The 19027-nt window shown below is 65.6% G+C and carries 20 protein-coding genes, 1 tRNA gene and 2 pseudogenes; 9 read left to right on the forward strand and 14 right to left on the reverse strand.

The genetic code is table 11. The annotated features are described in order from the left end of the window. Positions 1-165 precede the first annotated feature (165 nt). Positions 166-651, reverse strand: a complete 486-nt coding sequence (locus AU194_RS31655) for a hypothetical protein (protein WP_157575911.1) — start codon at positions 649-651, stop codon at positions 166-168. Positions 652-839: 188 nt separating this feature from the next. Between AU194_RS31655 and AU194_RS05750 the strand changes: the two genes are divergently transcribed. Further along, a complete protein-coding gene (locus tag AU194_RS05750) occupies positions 840-1592 on the forward strand; it encodes a CdaR family transcriptional regulator (RefSeq protein ID WP_157575912.1) in 753 nt (250 codons plus the stop codon). A gap of 63 nt (positions 1593-1655) precedes the next feature. Here AU194_RS05750 and AU194_RS05755 read toward each other — a convergent pair whose 3' ends face one another. The 4 genes and pseudogenes from AU194_RS05755 to AU194_RS05770 all read right to left on the reverse strand — a co-directional run bounded on the left by AU194_RS05755 (position 1656) and on the right by AU194_RS05770 (position 5312). After that, positions 1656-2678, reverse strand: coding sequence for a hypothetical protein (locus tag AU194_RS05755; RefSeq protein WP_231743178.1), 1023 nt, complete (start codon positions 2676-2678; stop codon positions 1656-1658). A gap of 203 nt (positions 2679-2881) precedes the next feature. Continuing rightward, positions 2882-3421, reverse strand: a pseudogene (locus AU194_RS05760) (type 1 glutamine amidotransferase domain-containing protein); the annotation flags it as partial. Between the two features lie 145 nt (positions 3422-3566). Further along, positions 3567-4142 (reverse strand): hypothetical protein, encoded by a 576-nt coding sequence (locus AU194_RS05765; protein ID WP_059088281.1) that lies wholly within the window; start codon positions 4140-4142, stop codon positions 3567-3569. Between the two features lie 84 nt (positions 4143-4226). Further along, positions 4227-5312, reverse strand: coding sequence for a zinc-dependent alcohol dehydrogenase (locus tag AU194_RS05770; protein WP_082698496.1), 1086 nt, complete (start codon positions 5310-5312; stop codon positions 4227-4229). Between the two features lie 68 nt (positions 5313-5380). On the opposite strand from AU194_RS05770, the gene AU194_RS31660 reads away from it, so the two are divergent. Together AU194_RS31660 and AU194_RS30945 are read left to right on the forward strand one after the other, a co-directional pair. After that, positions 5381-5866, forward strand: a complete 486-nt coding sequence (locus tag AU194_RS31660) for a hypothetical protein (RefSeq protein WP_157575913.1) — start codon at positions 5381-5383, stop codon at positions 5864-5866. 281 nt (positions 5867-6147) lie between these two features. Continuing rightward, positions 6148-6879 (forward strand): hypothetical protein, encoded by a 732-nt coding sequence (locus tag AU194_RS30945; protein ID WP_197417525.1) that lies wholly within the window; start codon positions 6148-6150, stop codon positions 6877-6879. Between the two features lie 118 nt (positions 6880-6997). On the opposite strand, the gene AU194_RS05775 is transcribed toward AU194_RS30945, so the two are convergent. The 4 genes from AU194_RS05775 to AU194_RS05790 form a co-directional block, all read right to left on the reverse strand. Beyond that, positions 6998-9130, reverse strand: a complete 2133-nt coding sequence (locus AU194_RS05775) for a heavy metal translocating P-type ATPase (RefSeq protein WP_082698498.1) — start codon at positions 9128-9130, stop codon at positions 6998-7000. Between the two features lie 88 nt (positions 9131-9218). Further along, positions 9219-9431 carry a heavy-metal-associated domain-containing protein gene (locus AU194_RS05780; protein ID WP_059088351.1) on the reverse strand — a complete coding sequence of 71 codons (213 nt, stop codon included), beginning with the start codon at positions 9429-9431 and terminating at the stop codon, positions 9219-9221. Between the two features lie 99 nt (positions 9432-9530). Beyond that, positions 9531-10019 (reverse strand): pyridoxamine 5'-phosphate oxidase family protein, encoded by a 489-nt coding sequence (locus AU194_RS05785; RefSeq protein WP_231743180.1) that lies wholly within the window; start codon positions 10017-10019, stop codon positions 9531-9533. Positions 10020-10057: 38 nt separating this feature from the next. Continuing rightward, positions 10058-10312, reverse strand: coding sequence for a hypothetical protein (locus AU194_RS05790; RefSeq protein WP_059088282.1), 255 nt, complete (start codon positions 10310-10312; stop codon positions 10058-10060). Positions 10313-10521: 209 nt separating this feature from the next. Here AU194_RS05790 and AU194_RS05795 point away from each other — a divergent pair, with 209 nt between their 5' ends. Then, positions 10522-11268, forward strand: coding sequence for a response regulator transcription factor (locus AU194_RS05795; protein WP_059088283.1), 747 nt, complete (start codon positions 10522-10524; stop codon positions 11266-11268). Continuing rightward, positions 11265-12461 carry a cell wall metabolism sensor histidine kinase WalK gene (locus AU194_RS05800; protein WP_059088284.1) on the forward strand — a complete coding sequence of 399 codons (1197 nt, stop codon included), beginning with the start codon at positions 11265-11267 and terminating at the stop codon, positions 12459-12461. Before AU194_RS05795 ends, AU194_RS05800 begins: the two co-directional genes overlap by 4 nt. Before the next feature lie 4 nt (positions 12462-12465). Here the strand turns inward: AU194_RS05800 and AU194_RS05805 are convergent, their stop codons facing one another. Continuing rightward, the gene (locus AU194_RS05805) at positions 12466-13179 is read right to left on the reverse strand and encodes a DUF305 domain-containing protein (RefSeq protein WP_059088285.1); all 714 of its coding nucleotides are present in this window, start codon (positions 13177-13179) and stop codon (positions 12466-12468) included. Positions 13180-13702: 523 nt separating this feature from the next. On the opposite strand from AU194_RS05805, the gene AU194_RS32500 reads away from it, so the two are divergent. Next, entirely contained in the window at positions 13703-13948 is a 246-nt protein-coding gene (locus AU194_RS32500; protein WP_082698499.1) for an antitoxin MazE family protein, read from the forward strand. Continuing rightward, positions 13893-14120: pseudogene (locus tag AU194_RS32505) on the forward strand (type II toxin-antitoxin system PemK/MazF family toxin); the annotation flags it as partial. The gene AU194_RS32500 and the pseudogene AU194_RS32505, both read left to right, overlap by 56 nt. 39 nt (positions 14121-14159) lie before the next feature. Here the strand turns inward: AU194_RS32505 and AU194_RS05810 are convergent. Next, positions 14160-14723 (reverse strand): TetR/AcrR family transcriptional regulator, encoded by a 564-nt coding sequence (locus tag AU194_RS05810; RefSeq protein ID WP_059088353.1) that lies wholly within the window; start codon positions 14721-14723, stop codon positions 14160-14162. 105 nt (positions 14724-14828) lie between these two features. Between AU194_RS05810 and AU194_RS05815 the strand changes: the two genes are divergently transcribed. Together AU194_RS05815 and AU194_RS05820 are read left to right on the forward strand one after the other, a co-directional pair. Then, a complete protein-coding gene (locus AU194_RS05815; RefSeq protein WP_059088286.1) occupies positions 14829-15764 on the forward strand; it encodes an alpha/beta hydrolase in 936 nt (311 codons plus the stop codon). Next, positions 15761-17269, forward strand: a complete 1509-nt coding sequence (locus AU194_RS05820) for an NAD(P)/FAD-dependent oxidoreductase (RefSeq protein ID WP_059088287.1) — start codon at positions 15761-15763, stop codon at positions 17267-17269. Before AU194_RS05815 ends, AU194_RS05820 begins: the two co-directional genes overlap by 4 nt. A gap of 140 nt (positions 17270-17409) precedes the next feature. Here AU194_RS05820 and AU194_RS05825 read toward each other — a convergent pair. From AU194_RS05825 to AU194_RS05835, 3 genes are all read right to left on the reverse strand, one after another. Continuing rightward, positions 17410-17483, reverse strand: a tRNA-Ile gene (locus tag AU194_RS05825). A 19-nt stretch (positions 17484-17502) separates the two neighbouring features. After that, entirely contained in the window at positions 17503-18192 is a 690-nt protein-coding gene (locus AU194_RS05830; RefSeq protein ID WP_059088288.1) for a TIGR02206 family membrane protein, read from the reverse strand. After that, positions 18189-18992 (reverse strand): carboxymuconolactone decarboxylase family protein, encoded by an 804-nt coding sequence (locus tag AU194_RS05835; protein WP_059088354.1) that lies wholly within the window; start codon positions 18990-18992, stop codon positions 18189-18191. Before AU194_RS05835 ends, AU194_RS05830 begins: the two co-directional genes overlap by 4 nt. Positions 18993-19027 lie beyond the last annotated feature (35 nt).

Here is a 19027-nt window from a genome sequence, read left to right on the forward strand (position 1 = left end):
TTCGAGTGGCTGGACGCTATGGCAATTCTCAGCGAAGTCGCTGCGGCGGTGCCCCGAATCGGGCCTTGTCATACCGAAGCCACGTATCGCCTCACCGGCGGTGCGTGGGCACGATCCCCGTCGACGCAGCAAGAGTGCCACAGCCTCGACCGGATGGTCGCCGACTCAGGTGGAAACGGAGCCGTGACGGTACCCGGGCGGGCGTGGAGTTGGGCGTTTCCCCTCAAACACCAAAGTACGGTCGAGGGCGCACTCGTCGTCAGCGCTGCCCACCTGCCCTCGAACGGCCACCTTCGGTTGTTGATGGTGCTGGCAAATCAGGCGGGCACAGCGTTGGCATGTGCTGCCATCTACCGGCGCGACGAGCGGTGCACCGAGCAACTCGCTAAAGCGACGACCGACCTCGCCGGCGCGCGGCAGCAGCTGCGAAGCCAGGCGCGGGTTCACGACACTATCGAGGCGGCCCTCGAAGGTGGAGGGGACGAGCAGGCAATCACCGACGCGCTGCATGCGTTGACACGGCTGCCCGTAGCTCTTGAGGATCGGTTCGGCAATCTCCGCTGCTGGGCCGGCCCCGGGCGGCCGGTGCCTTACGCCAAACCGGACCCGCATCGGCGGGAGCACCAACTTGCCGTCCTGGCTGCTCGTCACGGTCCCATGCAAATGACGGATCGCGTTGCAGTCCTCGTCTCGCCCCGTGGCGAACAACTCGGCGTGCTGGCGATCATGGTCCGCGCAACCGCATCACCGACGACGACATCGCCGCGTTGCACTTCGCGAGCAGGCTGTTGGGCTACGAGTTGCTCCATCAGCACAGGCTCGTGGAGGCGGAGTCCTCCGTGCGCCGCGAACTCGTCGATGACCTCATCGCCGGTATGGACGACGGCAGTGCCCTTGCCAGGGCGCAGGCGTTAGGCCATGACCTTGACCGTAGGCATTACGTGGTCGTCGTGCACAGTTCGGGCGGGTTCGATTCGATGGTCACCGCTGCCGGCCGTGCTGCCGCAGAACTGCACCTGAACAGGCTCCAGGGACGTCGCGGCCGGTTGCTGGTGCTCGCGACCGAAGGCCGCCCTGATCCGCGAGAACTTCACCGCACGCTGAGCCAGTCCATAACCCCAGCCACATGCGCCATCGGCATCGGTTCGTGCTGTGACACCCCATCGGACTTCCCGAAATCTTTCGCCGATGCTCAGCGGGCGCTCAATGTGCGGTTGAATTCCGCGGTTCCCTCCGGTGCATCGGCCTACGACGAACTCGGCTTCTACCGTCTCGTCGATGCAGCCCACGCGGAGGGCGCCGTCGAGGATTTCATCCAGGAATGGCTCGGCGCGCTGCTCCACTACGACGCCATCAAGAAGTCAGAGCTCGTTCACACGCTGAGCCAATACCTCGAAAACGGCGGCAACTACGAAGAAACGGCCAAAGCGTTGTACATCCACCGCAGCACGCTGCGTTATCGGCTTGCACGCATCGGTCAGGTCTCCGGCTATGACCTGCGCAATGTCGATACACGTTTCAACCTCCACGCGGCGACGCGGTCGTGGCGTTTTCTCTGTGCCGCGAGCGCGGATTCCCTCGAACCGAACTAGCGCGGCCGACGTCCCTGCACTCGGGTCGACACCCGGTCGCACCTATTGCGCCAGCACCGAGTGCTATCCGTCGGCGGGCCGCTTGAAGCGATCGAACCGTTCATGCTGGCGCGCGCCATACGCCGCCTGCTTCACCGCCTCGTCATCCTCGAGACCCGATCCCAGCGCGCCTCCCAACGTCGCGATCGCGGCCGACAGCCACGCCAACCTCAACAGATCACTCGCGCCCACCGGATGGCCGAGATTCTGTTCCAGCAGCGACGGAGGCAAGGTCCACCACGCCGTCAGCAAGAGCAACACGAAGCACGCCGCATGCAGAACGACGACACCGATGGTGAGCGTGGCGACAGTCGATGCGTTGTACATGACCGCCAGTTCACGCTCGATCGGCGAACTCGGCCGTTCCCACAGCCTGTGGTTGACGATCAGCCACCCCACCATTGCCGCGGTGGCCAGGACCGTCGTCACCCCGAGTCGCCACGGACCCATCGTCGACGAAAGCTGCCAGATCGTCGGATAAGCCAAGCTGACCGTCCCAGTGGCGAAAGTCGCCATCAAGACCCGCGACAAACCCGCAGCCAACTTCCATGGGCGGTTCGCGTAGATCATGCCCATGAACATGCGGAACCGTGCGAACCGCGGCGACGCGGCGTAGCGCACCGCCCCCTGGTCTTCTGTCCTGGTCAGATTCCCAAAGGTCGCAACGTGGCCATCGCGGTTCTCCGCTACCTCGATGACGACTGACTCGACCATCGTCCGCACGCGCCGGCTGATGAACAGCCCCCCAACGCTGGGCACGGAGATCACGCCGAAGCGGTCCGGGATGCTGATGTCTGCGACCACTGGCTGGGTGCCGTCACGGCGAGGCAGATCGGTGACGTACACAACGACGTCTTGTTGTCGGCTCGGTGGATCGACCGACTCGAGAACTTCGCTCAACGAGGACTGCTCGGTGAGACGGTACGAGGCCGTCTGCACTGAAACGGTCCACTCCAACGGCGGGTGGTGCGGCAACCGCTCCGGCAACTCCGTCGAGAGGTCCGCTGCCAGGGCCGCCGGAGCGCCCGGATCCGCGAGCAGGAGCACCGAGGCAGACACTAATTCGACTTTCCCATTGACATTCGGCTGCGCAGAGGCGTCGCCAGGGCGGCAGCGGCCACACTGGTCAGGGCTGCCGCAGAGGGCTTCGGCGACCAGCGCAATGCAGCCACCGCCCAACCGACCGGGTTGTCGAGCGCCGGGTCGGAGCCGGCATGGTTCTCGACCGTCCGCAGCTGGTTGGCCGGCTCGGCGAAGACGTCGAGCATGGCAGGTACGAAGGCTCGCAGGTCTTGAGGCCCCCGGCTCGTGACGAGGTTGCGATCCCGCACAACTTCGCGGTCAAGCCACGTGGCGCCGGCATTGACCAAGTCGTCGCGGATGCCAGGCCACGAGGTCAGGGTCCGCCCGGGGAGCAAACCCGCCGATGCCAGCACCCATGGACCGTGGCACAACGTGACGATCGGCTTTCCGCTGTGGTCGAAGGCGCGGACGAAATCCCGCGCGGCTGCCGACTGCCGCAGGAGATCGGGGTTGATGAAGCCCCCGGGAAGCAGTAAGCCGTCGTAGGCGTCGGGGTCGGTATCGGTGACCACCCTGTCGACGCCCACCCGAGTGGCGGGCATGTGCAGGTTCACCCCCCGAATCCGGCCTTTGCGCAGTGACACGATGTCGACTGTCGCGCCGGACATTTGGAGCGCGCGTAGCGGAATCACCAGTTCCACCTTCTCGAAGCCGTCGGCAGCCAGCACCGCGATGTTCCGCCCTGAAAGGCGTCGTGCGTGTGACATCATTCTCCTGTCAGTGTCGTGACACACGAAGCGCCACTCGGACTTTCGGTTGTCAGCCGGATATCCGCTGGGCGACAGATCATGCAGCACGAGCTGAGTGACCTGTGACATCGCGACGGACCCGGTCGAACCTGACGTGTGGGTGCTACCTCCGGCGCTTGAATAGTTTCCTCAGGAAACAGGCGGACAAGATCCACGGGCCGGCGACGATGATCGGATCAATCCACATGTGCTTCACGTCAACCCGGCTGCGGCGGTACCGGGACTTGACGCCGTTATGGGTGAATTCCGCTTTGAAACCCGATTCGGTGATCGGATTGTCGGGCCGCAAGGTGAGAAGTGAGCGTAGGTGGTGCTCGGCGGCGTCGACCCGATCGGCGTACAGCAGGATCAGCCAGTGCGCGGCGCGGCCCTCGCTGAACTTCCCGTACGCGAGCTTTCGGAGTACCCCGGCCAGGCCACTGGGCGGCTGCGCCGTACCGAACACCGGGGTCAGGAAGCGATGTTCGACCGACCGTTCACGCGGCCACTTCTCAGGCTGGCGCTCCGGGAAGTCCCAATGCGCCCCGGTGTCGAGGAACTTCAGTTTGGGCACCGAGGGACGATCCTCTTTGTTGAGATCTGCGCCCCACCCGGGGATGCGGGCCCGAAGGGCGTCGCTGTCCGGTATCGGCGGATGGTCGGCGGTGTAGGCGGGCACGCGCGACGATGTCTGAGTCATAATAGCTTCCCTATGGGTCGATCAGTTCTGGTTGACCAGGACGACGGGCTTGATGACGTCGTCCAACTTGGACGAGAACATGTGTTACCCCTCGGCAATGTGATCGAGCGGAATACGATGCGTCACAATGTCATTCGGCTTGATATAGCCGTTCTCGATATGGGACCACAGCCGGGGCCACTGCCGCTTCACCGGGCACTGGTTGGTGTGGATGGTCAGCCCCTTGTTCATCGCGTCCCCGAATTTCACCGCGCTGAACATCGGCCCGTAGGCACCGACCACCGAGATCGTCCCACCCTTGCGTACGGAGTCGATGGCCCAGTTGAGGGCGATCGGAGAACCGCCCTGCAGCTTGAACTTCGCTGTGGTGACGTGCTGCATGAGGTTGCCGTCCGCTTCGGCGCCGACGGCGTCGAGATCGACGTCGGCCCCGAGGAAATCGGTGGCCTTCTTCATTTCCAGCACGATGTCGCCGTACTCGCCGAAGTTGTAGGTCTCGGCATGGGCGAACGTGCGGGCCTTCTCCAACCGGTGCTCGAGGTGGTCGATGACGATGACGCGCCCGGCGCCCATCAACCACGAACTCTTCGCCGCGTACAGACCGACCGGTCCCGCACCGAACACGATGACGGTGTCTCCTTCCACGATGGATCCGAGCTGCGCCCCGAAATACCCCGTCGACAGTGCGTCGGTGCAGAGCAACGCGTCCTCGGACTCCATCCAGTCCGGGATCACCGACGGACCGACGTCAGCGAACGGCACCCGCACGAATTCGGCCTGGCCTCCGTCGTATCCCCCGCAGGTGTGCGAGTAGCCGTAGATGCCGCCCACCGCGGTGGCGTTCGGGTTCACGTTGTGGCAGTTCGAATAGAGACCCCTGGCGCAGAAGTAGCACGACCCGCAGTAGACGTTGAACGGCACCATCACCCGGTCGCCCGGCTTGATGTTCTCCACGGACGAACCGACCTTCTCCACGACTCCGATGAACTCGTGTCCGAAGGTGTGGCCGATCCGCGTGTCCGGCATCAGACCGTGGTACAGATGCAGGTCAGATCCGCAGATCGCGGCCAGCTGCACCCGCACGATCGCATCGTTCGGGTGCTCGATGGACGGGATGTCTTTCTCTTCAACGCGGACTTTGTAGGGACCGCGGTATGTCATTGCCTTCATTAGCGCCTCCTGCCGGACTGGTGATCGGCGCCGCATACCCGTCACCCATGGGCCAAAACTGACCTGCCATGACCAAAAACCGCACGGATATTCGGTCTTCCGGCACGATGGGCGCTGTCGGTTGCACCGCCGACAGCCTCGACGATTTCGGTGGTTCCTGCTTCGACACGGCGCTGTCGTCGAGCCCGGCGGCACTACCCACCCTGCCTTCGCGAAGCCGGGTCACGCGGTCTTCGGTGGACTGGCCGTTCGCGCCGCTGCCCACGTCGAGGCTCTTCGCCGACCGGTTGAAGAACTACCCGCTCGACAGCTCGGTACGAGCCGCGATCGACCGTGAGTACGCGCTCAGGTCGTTTCCGCGATTGGCACAGCATCGGCACCCCCTCGCCGAGACTGCTGCCAGATCGCGAAAACCGCGCCGAACGCGATCTGTGCGCAGTCTCGGCGCAAGAACGCTCGGTGGCCGACGATTATTGCAGCGCAACCTATTTCAGCGCCCTACGAATACGTACGAGCGCCACCCGATCCGATCGATTCCGCCTCATTCCGGGTGAATAAGCGGCAACTGGGACGGGCTTAGCGCCGTTGACATGAAGTTATGGTGCGTGCACGGTGCGTGATACGTAACGTGAGGTCTGCGGCCGGTGCAGATCTGGGTGGCGCCAAGGTCTACGGCAGTGTCAACTTGCGCGTCGTCGGTACGTCGGCCAGCCTGGTCGCCGCGCAATACCGATGTCCTGTCACGTTGAGAACACCGGTGACGGAGCAATCTCGTTCGGATTGAGATGCGATGTCAGACCGCTGCCGCTCGAAGGATTACTGCGATCATCGGCAGATGGCACCCCGGACAGAGTCGAAGACGGACAGCAGGCTGGCGGCCCGTCTCGCCGCGCTGGCCTCGCTCGGCGCCTCTGTCATCCACTTCGCCGTCGTAGCGAACCACTGGCAGGAGTGGATGCCGGCGGGCGTATTCTTCGCGTCCCTCGCAACCTTTCAATTACTATGGGCCCGTCTGGTTCTCGCCCGAACCACGACTTCGGTGCTCGGCCTCGGCATCATGGTCAACATCGGCGCAATCGTCTTGTGGGCGGTGTCCAGGACCGCTGGTGCGCCATTCGGCCCACACGCCGGTGAAGCCGAACTGGTACAGGCCGCGGACTTGTGCGCCCTGCTTCTGCAGATCTATGTCGTGATGGGAGCCGCCTGGGTCTGGCACCGTGGCCTGTATGGGGAGCATGTACCGGCATTCGTCAGCGCGGTCGTGCTTTTCGGCGCAGTCGGCGTCGTTTCGCTCGCGTCCACAGTCGGTGTCGCGTCGGGACTGCGCCACGGCCATCATGCGCCCTCAGGTGCAGAAGCAGAGGCTGGTCATCACGGCACGAGCGCAGGGCACGCAGGCGCCCATCACGGTCATGAGCCGACCGCTCCGCCACCGGCCCTCGAACCCGCGCGCACGCCGGCGACACCGGCCCAGCCGCCAGTACCGGCACAGGTGCTGGCACCGGCCTCAGCCCCACCGCCGGCGGAGCCGTTGCATGACCACGGTGATCACGACCACGGCCACTAGAACCACGGCTCTGACGATGGACACGTAACCCAGGATGTCGGTTCGCTTGTGCGCTGAGCGTGCCCAAAAAAGTTGAGAGCGAAATGATCTCGTGAGCTTACGATTGCCAATACGATCCCTAACGGCTGAGCACCACACGGGTGCTGGCCTCGGGTCGTAGGTCGAGGCGGCGCAACAGTTGCGCGTTGAGGGCCACGACGATCGTCGATAAGGACATCAGGATGGCGCCGATCGACATTGGCAAGACGATTCCGACGGGTGCGAGGATGCCGGCCGCCAACGGCACCGCAACGAGGTTGTAGCCTGCCCCCCACCACAGATTCTGCTTCATCTTGCGGTAGCCGGCGCGGGAGAGCTCGATGACCGACAGGACCGAGCGCGGGTCCGAGCTGGCCAGGATGACGCCGGCTGAGGCGATCGCGACGTCGGTGCCGGCGCCGATGGCGATGCCTACGTCGGCCTGCGCTAAGGCGGGAGCATCGTTGACGCCATCGCCGACCATCGACACCTTTTTGCCTTCTTGTTGCAAGGAGGCGACTTTTGATGCTTTGTCCTCGGGGCGCACGCCGGCGAACACCCGGTCAATGCCGAGTTCATGGCCGACCGCTTGCGCGACCGCTTCGGCGTCACCGGTGATCATGACGACCTCCACGCCCAGCTTGTGCAATGCATCGACGGCTTCGCGGGATTCGGGTCGGATCTCGTCGGCCAGGCGAAGCCCGCCGAGCACAGCACCGTCGCGGACGACATGGAGGATGATCGCGCCTTCCTCGCGCCAGGCTGTGGCGGCGCCGACTTCCTGTGCGCCGATCTCGTCGAGCAGGTGAGGACCGCCGACCCGGATCTCGTGGCCATCGACCGTCGCGGTCACGCCGACCGCCGGTGCGGATGTGAAGCCACTGGCCCGGGGCACGCTGAGTCCGCGCTCGGTCGCGGCGCGGACGATCGCCCGCGCCAGCGGGTGCTCGCTGTCGGTTTCGGCGGCGGCGGCCAGCGCGAGGACGGTGTCGTCGTCGAGGTCACCACTGGGCGCGACCCCGGTCACCGTGGGTTCACCCTTGGTCAGCGTGCCGGTCTTGTCGAAGAGCACCGCGTCGATGGTGCGCATACCTTCCAACGCCAGGCGGTCCTTGATCAACACCCCGCCCCGCGCGGCGCGTTCGGTGGCGATGGACACCACCAGCGGGATCGCCAAGCCCAACGCGTGGGGGCAGGCGATGACCAGCACGGTGATCGCCCGCACGACAGCAGCGTCGGGATGCCCCAGGGTCGACCACGCCACCGCGGTGACGGCGGCAGTGATCAGGGCGAACCAGAACAACCACCCGGCGGCCCGGTCAGCGAGGCGCTGAGCCCGCGAGGACGAGTTCTGGGCCTCGGTGACCAGCCGCTGAATGCCGGCGAGGGCGGTGTCCTCACCGGTGGCGGTGATCTCGACTCGCAGCCCGGAATCGGTGGCCACGGTGCCGGCCGTCACCGCATCGCCGACCCCACGGGCAACCGGGCGCGATTCACCGGTCACCATCGACTCGTCCATATCCGCACGCCCGTCGACGATCTTCCCGTCGGCGGGCACGCTACCCCCGGGTCTGACGACAACCACGTCCCCGACCTGCAGGTCGGCGGGCGACACGGTGATGGTGTGGTCGCCATCGACTTTTTCGGCCTCGTCGGGCAGCAGGGCCGCCAGTGAGTCCAGTGCCGAAGTGGTCTGAGCCAGGGACCGCATCTCAACCCAGTGCCCGAGCAACATGATGACGATCAGCAGCGCCAGTTCCCACCAGAACTCCAGTTCGTGGTGGAGCAGTCCCACGCTCGCTCCCCAAGAGGCGAAGAACGCCACGGTGATGGCCAGTCCGATCAGCAGCATCATTCCCGGTTTGCGGGAACGGATTTCGCTGACGGCGCCGGTGAGGAAGGGACGCCCGCCGACGATGTACATGACCGTGCCCAGTAGCGGCGCGATCCACCGCGCGCCGGGAAAGTCGGGAACCTCGTAGCCGAGCAGCATCGCGAACATGGTCGAGAAAGCGACGACCGGGACGGCGATGATCAGGTTGATCCAGAAGAGCTTTCGGAATTGAGCGACGTGATCGCCACCGTGGCCGGCGTGTCCGCCCGGCCCCCCGTGGCTGCCGTGTCCGTTGTGGTCAGTCTCGAGCCGATCCGAGCTGTGCTCACCGTGGTGCCCCAGACTGGCGTGCTCCGCGATTTCCGGTGTTGCAATCGCATTGTCATCATGGTTGGTCATGTCGACTCCCTCCTTCGAGGAGCTCAGGTGTTGGGTCAGCGGCGGGGATCCAGGGCCGCGCAGAGCGGGCCCAATCGCGCCGCAGAGTTCACGCGACCCGCGCTGCCGAATAACCCGCCTCGTCGACAGCGCGCAGGATCTCCGCATCGTCGACGGGCCCGCTCGACGTCACCACCAGCGTTCCGGTAGCGGTGCTCACTTCGACGTCATGAACCCCGGCAACCGCGCCAACCTCCTCGCGTACCGACCTCTCACAATGCCCGCAGGTCATGCCTGTCACGGCGTAGGTGGTTGTGCTCACCACTGACTCCCTTCATGTCGTGGATACCCGACGGATTATCGTGTTCTGAATATACCCCCCGGGGGTATCAGAACAAGGGGTTGTTCTCAGGGGGGATGGCTACCGACCGGTCGGCAGGCGCACCTCGCCGATGGCCTGACGCGGTCGCCGTACCACGTCGAGGGCGCTCATGCCGATCCCGTAGGTGAACACCGTGCGCTGCGGCCTGATCGCGATGAAGCACATCTCTGCCTGCTCGGCGACAAGGAGCCGTTCGGCGTTCAGAATCCGGCGGTGAAACCACGACCGCTGGAAGGCCCTCACAGCCGACGGATGCTCAGCCTCGAGAATGTCTGCGAATCCGCGGAACTGAACCACCGCAGGCGGTACGACGGCGAGGAACCGGTGCGGCACGGGAATCACGAAGGCCACCTGTGGAGCCGCCCGAATGTTGCACACCTTCGCGGTCGACGTTCTCGTGGTCACGTAGAGGATCGCCGGCTCATCCGGTGGAGAGACCGCATAGACCACCCCGGTCGCCTGAGGCCCGCCACTGGGACCGACCGTGGATAGCGTTGCGAACCGCTGCCGTCGCATCGCCGATTCCACCGCGGCCCAGTCGGCGCTGCCTCGGTTCTGCGACCCCCTCACCCGTCGGCCGATCGCGTCCGCAGGGCGGCCAGGCGCTCGCGGTACTCAGCCTCAGTCAATTCACCGCGGACGGTTCCCGTGGCGAGGATCTGCTCAGGCGTCGCCGGTACCTGCGGCAGCTTTCCGGCGCCCAGGAAAGATTGAACGGCCAGCACGATCCCACCCACCAGGAGCGCCCAGAACAATGCCAAACCGATCGCCATCGCGACATACCCCCACCAGTGCATATCGCCGCCATACCAAACCGTCATGACGACTCTCCTTCTCACCATCGACTACCCACGGTGGCGGCTACCGCGTCGTGATGGTCGCCCAGATCGGCGCGCTGAGGCCCCCACCGCCGTCTACGTTGCCGGGTGCGCATATCGCTTCTTTAATTGCTCGACGAAGATTCGATGAAGCCGCGATTACCCAGTCTCCGAATGCCTTCGATGCCGTCCCAGCAGGCACCATAGAAGGCATGGAATACCACCCGGGTACAGCTCCTGAACAGGTGAAGGGGTACCGCGCGTTGGTCGTCGACGACGAACTTCCTCTGGCCGAAGTCGTGGCCAGTTATCTCGAACGCGAGCAGTTCGAAGCCGTCGTGGCCGGCAACGGCGTCGAGGCGATCGCCGTCGCGCGCGACCTCGATCCCGATGTGGTCATCCTCGACCTCGGCCTGCCCGGCATCGATGGACTCGAAGTCTGCCGGCAGCTACGCACCTTCTCCGACGCCTACGTCGTCATGCTCACAGCTCGCGACACCGAACTCGACACCGTGCTCGGCCTCACCGTCGGCGCCGACGACTACATCACAAAGCCCTTCAGCCCACGCGAGCTGGTCGCCCGCATCCGGGCCATGCTGCGCCGACCCCGCGTCCGGCAATCAAGCGCCACAACCGCCGAGCAATCGGAGGCACCGCCTCGTCGCTTCGGCGCACTGAGCGTCAACGTCGCCGCGCGCGAAGTGCACATCGGCGACGAACAGATCCTGTTGACGCGCACGGAATTCGACATCCTCGAAACACTGTCAGGCCGGCCAAGGGTCGTGCTCAGCCGACGCCAACTGCTCGAGATCGTCCGCGAAGGACCGTGGGTCGGCAACGAACACCTCGTCGACGTGCACATCGGCCACCTGCGCCGCAAACTCGGCGACGATGCGGCAAACCCCCGCTACATCACCACGGTCAGAGGCGTCGGGTACCGGATGGGGACCGGACAGTGACTCACCCGCCGGCGCCAACAGCCCCCCAACGTCGATGGCGCCGCCCTGGCATCGGTCTGCGCCTGCTGGGCGCCCAAGCCATTGTGCTGGCAGCCGGCGCCGCAACCACCGCCGTCGTGGCCGCCATCGTCGGCCCTCCCCTCTTCCGCGAACATCTCCACCGCGCCGGAGTCCCGATGGACTCCCTGGAAGAGGTCCATGCCGAAGAGGCCTACGGCTACGCGACGGTGATCTCCATCGGTGGCGCCCTCGCTGTGTCCGCAGTGGCCGCACTGGCCGTCAGCTTCTACCTCAGTCGCCGACTGCAACGCTCCATCACCGAAGTCGCCTCCGCCGCCACCGATGTCGCCGAGGGCAATTACGACATCCGCGTCTCACCGCCACGCCTCGGTGACGACTTCGATGCACTAGCGACCGCCTTCAACCAGATGGCCTCCCGGCTCGAAGCCGTCGATTCGACCAGACAACGGCTTTTCGGAGATCTAGCCCACGAGATCCGCACACCCGTAGCGGTGCTAGAGGCCTACATCGAGGCACTCGAAGACGGTGTGCGGACTCTGACGCCGCAGACAGCGGCGATGCTGCGCGACCAAACACGTCGGCTCGTACGGTTTTCCGATGACGTGGCCGCTCTGGCCAAGGCCGAAGAGAGTTCCGTTTCGATGTCACATGCCCACGTTGACGTCGAGCGCCTGACGCGACAATGCGCCGCCGCCGTAGAGGAACGCTACGACAACAAGGGAGTCGCACTCCACATTCGCGTCCAGGGAGACTTACCTCAGCTGTGGGCCGACGAACAGCGACTGTCCCAAGTGCTGGGCAATCTCCTCGGAAATGCATTGCGCCACACGCCGTCCGGCGGCTCGGTAGAACTGAGTTGCGTGCGCCAGGGCGACCGCCTGAAGATCGCCGTCGCCGACACCGGCGACGGAATCGCCGCGGAACATCTCAGCCGAGTATTCGAACGGTTCTACCGCTCAGATGTCGCGCGCGATCGCAAGCACGGCGGCGCCGGGTTGGGCCTCGCGATCGCGAAGGCTCTGGTCGAGGCCCACGGCGGCTCGATCACCGTAGCGAGCCCCGGACCCAACTCCGGCGCGACCTTCACCGTGCACCTGCCGATCACACCACCGAGAAGCCAGGACTCCCCGGCATCGCAGCACAGGAACGCACCCATTCAGGCGAAACGGTGAGTGGCTACTTTTGCAGCATCGCCTGCATCTTGCCGATTTCAGCCTGCTGAGAGGACACGATGTTACGCGCCATCTCGACCGCCGCCGGGAACTGGCCGTTGTCAATCTCGTGCTGGGCCATCATGATCGCGCCCTTGTGGTGCTCAATCATCTGCGTCAGGAATAGTCGGCTGGCCTCGGTACCCTCCGCGTTCTGAAGCGCCGCCATATCGGCTTCCGACATCATGCCGTGGCCGCCCCCGCCCATACCGGGCATATCGCCCATGTCGCCACCGCCGGGCATCTGATGACCGGGCATATTGCCCATGTCGCCACCGCCGGGCATCTGGTGGCCCGGCATGCCGGTGTTGCTGGGCGCGGGTGTATCCGACACTCCCCACTGCTCAAGCCATCTCTGCATCTGGTCGATCTCGGGACCCTGAGCATTCTTGATCTCCTTGGCAAGCGATGCGACCTCGGGGTCGATGCCTTGCTTGCCAAGCAGCATGTCGCTCATCTCGATCGCCTGCTGGTGATGCGGAACCATGCCCTGGGCGAACATCGCATCGGCGTCGTTGTGGGTGGCGTCGCTGTCGGCAGGGCCAGGCGACGCGGACGTTGCCGCCGCTGTGGAGCCGGCGGAGGGCTCCGGTTCGGTTCCGCCGTTCGAACAGGCCCCGACCAGCAGGGTCGACGCCGCCAATACCGCGACGCCAACTCCATATCGCTTGTGCTGCATGGCACGTCCTTCCTCGCAACTTCGGACCACGCTTCCCCACGGCAAGCGTCTTGCCGCCTCAATCCAGCCTCGAGAACACTCATATGGATCCGTCCGGTTTTCGATGAAGTTTCGATGAAGACGACGCCGGGTCGCGTCGGCCACACCCACGTCCCCATGCCCCAGGACCGGTACATGACGCGCGCTGCATCCACGCCGAAGTCGCCGGTCTGCTCGTCCGGACGGTCGCTATGAGCGGTGACTCAGCGGTCCTGACCCTGACAAACAGCCTCTGAAGTGGGGCGGGCGGGGCTGGACCCCGCGACCAATGGATTTGAGACCGGCCCATCGTGATGCCGCCGTTCTGTACCCGAAAGCTCCTGCAGCGGGATATCTTTCAGCGTTCGCCGGGTACGGAAGAGCGGCGCTCGATCCGGTCGATTCCGGCTCATTCTGGGCGAATGCACGGCAACTGGGACGGGCTGAACACCGTGGACACGAAGGTATGGTGTGCGCACCGGGGCGTGGTAGGTAACGTGGGGGCGTGGCTCACGCCCGTAATCGCCTACGCCGACGGCGCGAGTCGCTGCGCCGACAAGGCCTGCGGCCAGTTCAGATCGTGGTTCCCGACGTCGATGCACTTGAATTTGGCCGGGAGGCGCATCGACAGTCGGCGTTGGTCGCCGCCGGCGAGCACGAGGCCGACGACCAAGCCTTCGTCGACGCGGTGTCCGTCTGCCCGCGGAGTCCATACCGGCAAGCCCCGTCCAGTCCTCGTCATCCAGGATGACCGATTCGACGCGACCGCCTCGGTTACAGTCGTCCCGTTCACGACCAGCGAGGTCGACGCACCTCTCCTGAGAATCCCGATCGAGCCCACGTCGTCGACTGCCCTGACGAGTGCCAGCTCGCTGATGATTGGCAAGGTGACGACCGTTCCGTGGCGATCGGGGCCACCCCACCCTCTTCGACCCGATCCGTAGACCCCAGCGGCCACGTCGTCAGCCTCCGAGGTCGGACGGCCTCGGCAGGTTGGTAGTCCAGCGCGAAGCCAGGGCGTCGATGATGGCTCGCTGCTGGGCTTCGTCGTGGTCGTGCATGAGAAGTCCTTCCACCGTGAAGACGCCGATCATGACTTCGGCGTCGGGCGCGGGGACTCCGGCGGCCTGAAGTTCGAACTGAAGCAGGCTGCCGGTGATCGTATGGAAGTTCTGATGCCATTCTGCGATCGCTGCGGAGTGCTCGACGCGGGCATGCACGGTTGTCACGAGGCGGCTCATCTCAGTGAGTTTGCCGACGACCCATTGCAACCTTTCTGCAATCGGTTGGCTTGCAATCTCTTCATACTGCGGCCACACGTCGGCCATGACAGCCTCGAGCACCGCGATCAACACTTCGTCTTTGTCTGGGAAGTACCAGTAGATCGTGTTCGGTGCCACTCCGGCTTCTTTGGCCAGGCGACTCATCGGGGTGGCGTCATAGCCCGCGTCGACGAACAGTCGCCGGGCCACCGCAACGATCTCCGCGCGCTTTTCGGCGGCGGCCTGCGGGCGCTTTGGCGCCATCACGTCCTCCTCGATGCCGTCCACGTCACACCATGTTGAATAGCGTTCAATACGCTGTTACGTTTTGTTGAACAGCATTCAAGATACCTCCTGGAGGCCGCGACCATGGTTCAGCCGCTCGGCTACGCCCGACACGACGTCACCTTCATGTCCGAGGGCACACTTTGCGCGGCGTGGCTCTATCGGCCCGACGGCGTCGACAACCCGCCGATCGTGATACTTGCCCACGGGTTCGCCGCCTTCCGCGAACTGCGCCTGGACGCCTACGCCGCACGATTCGCCCAGGCCGGCTACGCCGCCCTGGTGTTCGACTACCGGCACTGGGGTGCGAGCGACGGACAACCCCGCCGCATCCTTGACATCGCCAAACAGCAGGCAGACTGGCGGGCCGCCGTCGCCTACGCCCGTAGCCTGGACAACGTCGACACCAGCCGGCTGGTGGGATGGGGTTCCTCCTTCGGCGGTGGCCACGTTCTCACATTGGCCGCGCGCGACCACCAATTCGCCGCCGCCATCGTCCAGGTCCCTCACGTCAGCGGACCCGCCTCAGCCTTCTCTCAATCCCCCAAACTGGTGGCACGCCTCATCGTCGCAGGAGTGCGCGATCAGGTCGGCGCATGGCTCGGGCGGGCGCCGCACCGAGTGACATCCATCGGCAGGCCCGGTGACTTCGCCATGATGACCTCACCCGGCGCGTACGAGCTCGTCGAGGAAATGGCCGGGGGCGAAGCGGCCGAACACATGCGCGAGCAACTCGAGGCCGAGAACGACGTCGCCGCCCGCATCGCCCTGCGCGTCCCGCTGTATTCACCGGGACGGCACGCCGCCAAGATCACCACACCGACGTTGGTGCAACTCGCGACGAAAGACGACGTCACGCCCTATGCGAAGGCCCGGAAGATCGTGGCCCGCATCCCGAACGGAGAGGTGCGGTCCTACGACATCACCCACTTCGAGCCGTACCTGGACCCACACTTCGAGCAAATCGTGACCGATCAGATCGACTTCCTGAACCGTCACGTCGGCGCTGGCACCCGATGAGCGCACCGTCGTCAACGACTCCAACTCTGCCGGCGTCGGTGCACACGCTGGTCGTGGGTGCGGGGTTCGCCGGGCTGGCCGCCGCCGCAGCGGTGCTGCGCGACGACCCCCGAGCCGACCTCCTCATCATCGAGCGGGCAGCCGAGGTCGGCGGAACCTGGCGCGACAACACCTATCCCGGTTGCGCGTGTGACGTCCCGACCTCGCTGTATTCGTTCTCCTTCGCCCCCAGCGCGAAGTGGAGTCACACCTTCGCACGCCAGCCCGAGATCTACCGCTACCTGACCTCGGTTGCCGACCGGACGGGGCTGCGCCGCCACCTGGTCACCGGATGCGAGCTGCTCGGCGCGGCGTGGGACGGGGACGAGCAGCGTTGGCGGGTTCAAACCTCACTCGGCATGGTGACCGCCACGGTCCTCGTCGCCGCGACCGGGGCGCTCTCCACACCGAAGCTGCCCGACGTGCCGGGACTCGACCGCTTCGGCGGCACGGTGTTTCACTCCGCCACCTGGAATCACGACCACGACCTGAGCGGCGAGCGGGTCGCCGTCATCGGCACCGGGGCCTCGGCGGTGCAGTTCGTGCCCGAGATCGCTGACCGCACCGCTCACCTGACGGTGTTTCAACGGACCCCGGCGTGGGTGCTGCCCCGGCTCGACCGCACCCTCGGCCGCCTCGAGAAGGCGCTGTACCACCGGATTCCGCTGTTGCAGAAGCTGGTCCGCGGGATGGTCTACATCTACCGGGAGGGCTACCTCGCGGTGCTCGCGCACCTGACCTGGCTTCTACCGCTGCTCGAAATCATCGCCAAGACACATCTGCGCCGCCAAGTGCCCGACCCTGCCCTGCGCAGGGCGTTGACGCCCGACTTTCGCATCGGATGCAAACGAATCCTGCTGACCAACGACTGGTTGCCCACCCTGGCCCGCGAGGATGTCGAAGTCGTGACCACCGCCTTGACCGAGGTCACGGAGACCGGCGTCCGCGACGGCACAGGCAGGCTGCACGACGTCGACTCGATCATCTTCGCCACCGGCTTCACCCCCACCGAGCCGCCGGTTGCTCACCAGCTGACCGGCGTCACAGGCACCACGCTGGCCGCGCACTGGGCGGGGAGCCCGAGTGCGCACCTGGGCATCACGGTGCCGAGTTTTCCCAACCTGTTCTTGATGTACGGGCCGAACACCAACCTCGGGCACAGCTCCATCGTGTACATGCTCGAATCCCAGGCCGCCTACCTCGCCGCGGCCCTGCGCCTCATGCGCGCCGAAGGCTTCGGCTCCGTCGATGTTCGCCCGGACGCCGAGCGGACGTACAACGAATGGATCAACGACGCGCTGACCAAAACCGTCTGGAACTCCGGTGGATGCTCCAGCTGGTATTTGGACGCCCGGGGCCGCAACTCGGTCATGTGGCCGACGTTCACCTTCCGGTTCCGCGCCCGCACGAAGAGCTTCGACGTAATCAACTACGACACCTTCAGAACGCGGCAGACCACAACCTAACGACGGACGCCCATCGCACTTCTCGCGAACGCCGCAGCTCTAACACCGCAGCCTCGACCTCGGCGGGCATCTGATGGGGACACCACTGGCGGCCCGAAGACGACATGTCAGCCATCAGCCGACCTGATACAAGAAATGAGTGGGGCGGGCGGGGCTCGAACCCGCGACCAATGGATTATGAGTCCACGGCTCTAACCGACTGAGCTACCGCCCCCGGCGCGACGAACGCGGCCCTATCGTCGCATGCGCACCCACGGCAGCGTCATCAGCACCCACGCGATCACGATCAGCGCCGTCGCCGAGAAGATGTACACCGGCCACGGGCCCAGCACGTCGAGCAGGCTCGCGGTCACCGGTTTGCCGTTGAGGAACCCGTAGTTGGTGTCCGCGATCCGGTTGAACACGAACGTGACCGCCGCCCACACCGCTGTCACCGCCACCACGAGCCGCAGGCTGCGCCACCCCGGCCGCATGCCCCGTCCCCACGTCAGATAGATCGCCGCCCACACCACCAGCAGGTGGATCGCCCAGAAGGCCAGAAACGAGTAGTGCGGGAAGTCGGGGCCGACCAGCACCGGCGAGATCAACGCCTGCGCGCTGAGCACCAGACCCCAGTAATAGGTCAGCGCGTACGCCCAGTGCCGCTGCGACCACAGCGCGCACGCCGCGGCCACCGTCGCGAGGTCGGTCAACCGCAGCGGCACCGACCGCTCCACCGTCGGCGGCACCAGCGTGTAGATCAGCACCGCGAGATAAATCAACCCCGTCGCGGCGCCGACCACCCGCCCGAACCGTCGTGCCTGCGCGTCAGTCTGCCTGCGCCCCAACCACACTGCCCCGACCGCACCCACCACGAACAGCGCAATGGCAGCCCAGTACGACGAACCGTAGGGCTCGAACTGCCGTTGCGCGAGGCCGGTCACGCCATCTCGGCGAACACCGTCCGCCCGTCGTCGTCGACCGTGTACCGCTCGGTGCCCGACGCCACCCGCGGGGCGTCGGCGCCGAGCGCGACGGCGATCTTGTTGGTGGCGTTGCGCATGACGTCCAGGGTCAGTTCGACGGCCTCCTCCTCGGAGAACGTCTTGCGCACCGCACGGGCCACCTCCGGTGGGATCGCCGCGGGCGTCCACACCAACGCGTCGACGTACCGCAGCGCGGCCTTGTGTTCATCGCTCAACTGCTCGGAGTGCTCGAAGTCCTCGATCTCGGCGTAGAGCGCCTCGGACCCGCCGGCCCCCAGCGCGTGCTCCTCGCGCAGCGATTTGCACAGCCGGCAGTTGTGCGCGATCGCCCCCCGCAACCGCACCACCTCGGTGGTCAGCGGATCGAGCGCATGCAACCGCGCGACGGCGGGCACGAACTCACCGAGCAGCGCCTGTGACGGGTCGGTGTCGTGGTCCCACTCGGTCACGGCACTCGCGGGATGCCCGAGGTCGAGCGCCTCGAACCCGGCCCGCACCCGCGGCACGAAATCCGCAATGAACACCGCCGAGGTGACCCGGAAGGCCCTGTCGCCCAATGCGTTCAGGAACCGCTGGCGCTGGTTCTCGCCCACCGCGGTCACGTCAGTGGCGAACTGCTCGGCGAACGCCGCCACCACCGGCTCTTCCTCGGGGTACTCGTCGAAGAGGTCGGCCTCGATGGGCAACGGCGGCAACCGCAGCGCCCGCCCGCACGTCAACCGGATGACCTCGTCGAGGCGTTGGTCCCCCGACGACATCGCCACCAGCGCGGACAGCTGACCCAGCACCGACG

The sequence above is a fragment of the Mycobacterium sp. GA-2829 genome (genome assembly GCF_001499965.1).
Lineage (GTDB): Bacteria > Actinomycetota > Actinomycetes > Mycobacteriales > Mycobacteriaceae > Mycobacterium.

What these genes read in the sequence shown, in the direction of transcription:
- AU194_RS05765 (WP_059088281.1), bottom strand. Translation starts at nt 4,142, where the DNA reads ATGACTCAGACATCGTCGCGCGTGCCCGCCTACACCGCCGACCATCCG.
- AU194_RS05835 (WP_059088354.1), bottom strand. Translation starts at nt 18,992, where the DNA reads ATGTCGTCGGGGGACCAACGCCTCGACGAGGTCATCCGGTTGACGTGC.
- AU194_RS05805 (WP_059088285.1), bottom strand. Translation starts at nt 13,179, where the DNA reads ATGCAGCACAAGCGATATGGAGTTGGCGTCGCGGTATTGGCGGCGTCG.
- AU194_RS31660 (WP_157575913.1), top strand. Translation starts at nt 5,381, where the DNA reads ATGACCAAAAACCGCACGGATATTCGGTCTTCCGGCACGATGGGCGCT.
- AU194_RS05775 (WP_082698498.1), bottom strand. Translation starts at nt 9,130, where the DNA reads ATGACCAACCATGATGACAATGCGATTGCAACACCGGAAATCGCGGAG.
- AU194_RS05815 (WP_059088286.1), top strand. Translation starts at nt 14,829, where the DNA reads ATGGTTCAGCCGCTCGGCTACGCCCGACACGACGTCACCTTCATGTCC.
- AU194_RS05770 (WP_082698496.1), bottom strand. Translation starts at nt 5,312, where the DNA reads ATGAAGGCAATGACATACCGCGGTCCCTACAAAGTCCGCGTTGAAGAG.
- AU194_RS05810 (WP_059088353.1), bottom strand. Translation starts at nt 14,723, where the DNA reads ATGGCGCCAAAGCGCCCGCAGGCCGCCGCCGAAAAGCGCGCGGAGATC.
- AU194_RS05790 (WP_059088282.1), bottom strand. Translation starts at nt 10,312, where the DNA reads ATGACGGTTTGGTATGGCGGCGATATGCACTGGTGGGGGTATGTCGCG.
- AU194_RS30945 (WP_197417525.1), top strand. Translation starts at nt 6,148, where the DNA reads ATGGCACCCCGGACAGAGTCGAAGACGGACAGCAGGCTGGCGGCCCGT.
- AU194_RS05820 (WP_059088287.1), top strand. Translation starts at nt 15,761, where the DNA reads ATGAGCGCACCGTCGTCAACGACTCCAACTCTGCCGGCGTCGGTGCAC.
- AU194_RS05795 (WP_059088283.1), top strand. Translation starts at nt 10,522, where the DNA reads ATGGAATACCACCCGGGTACAGCTCCTGAACAGGTGAAGGGGTACCGC.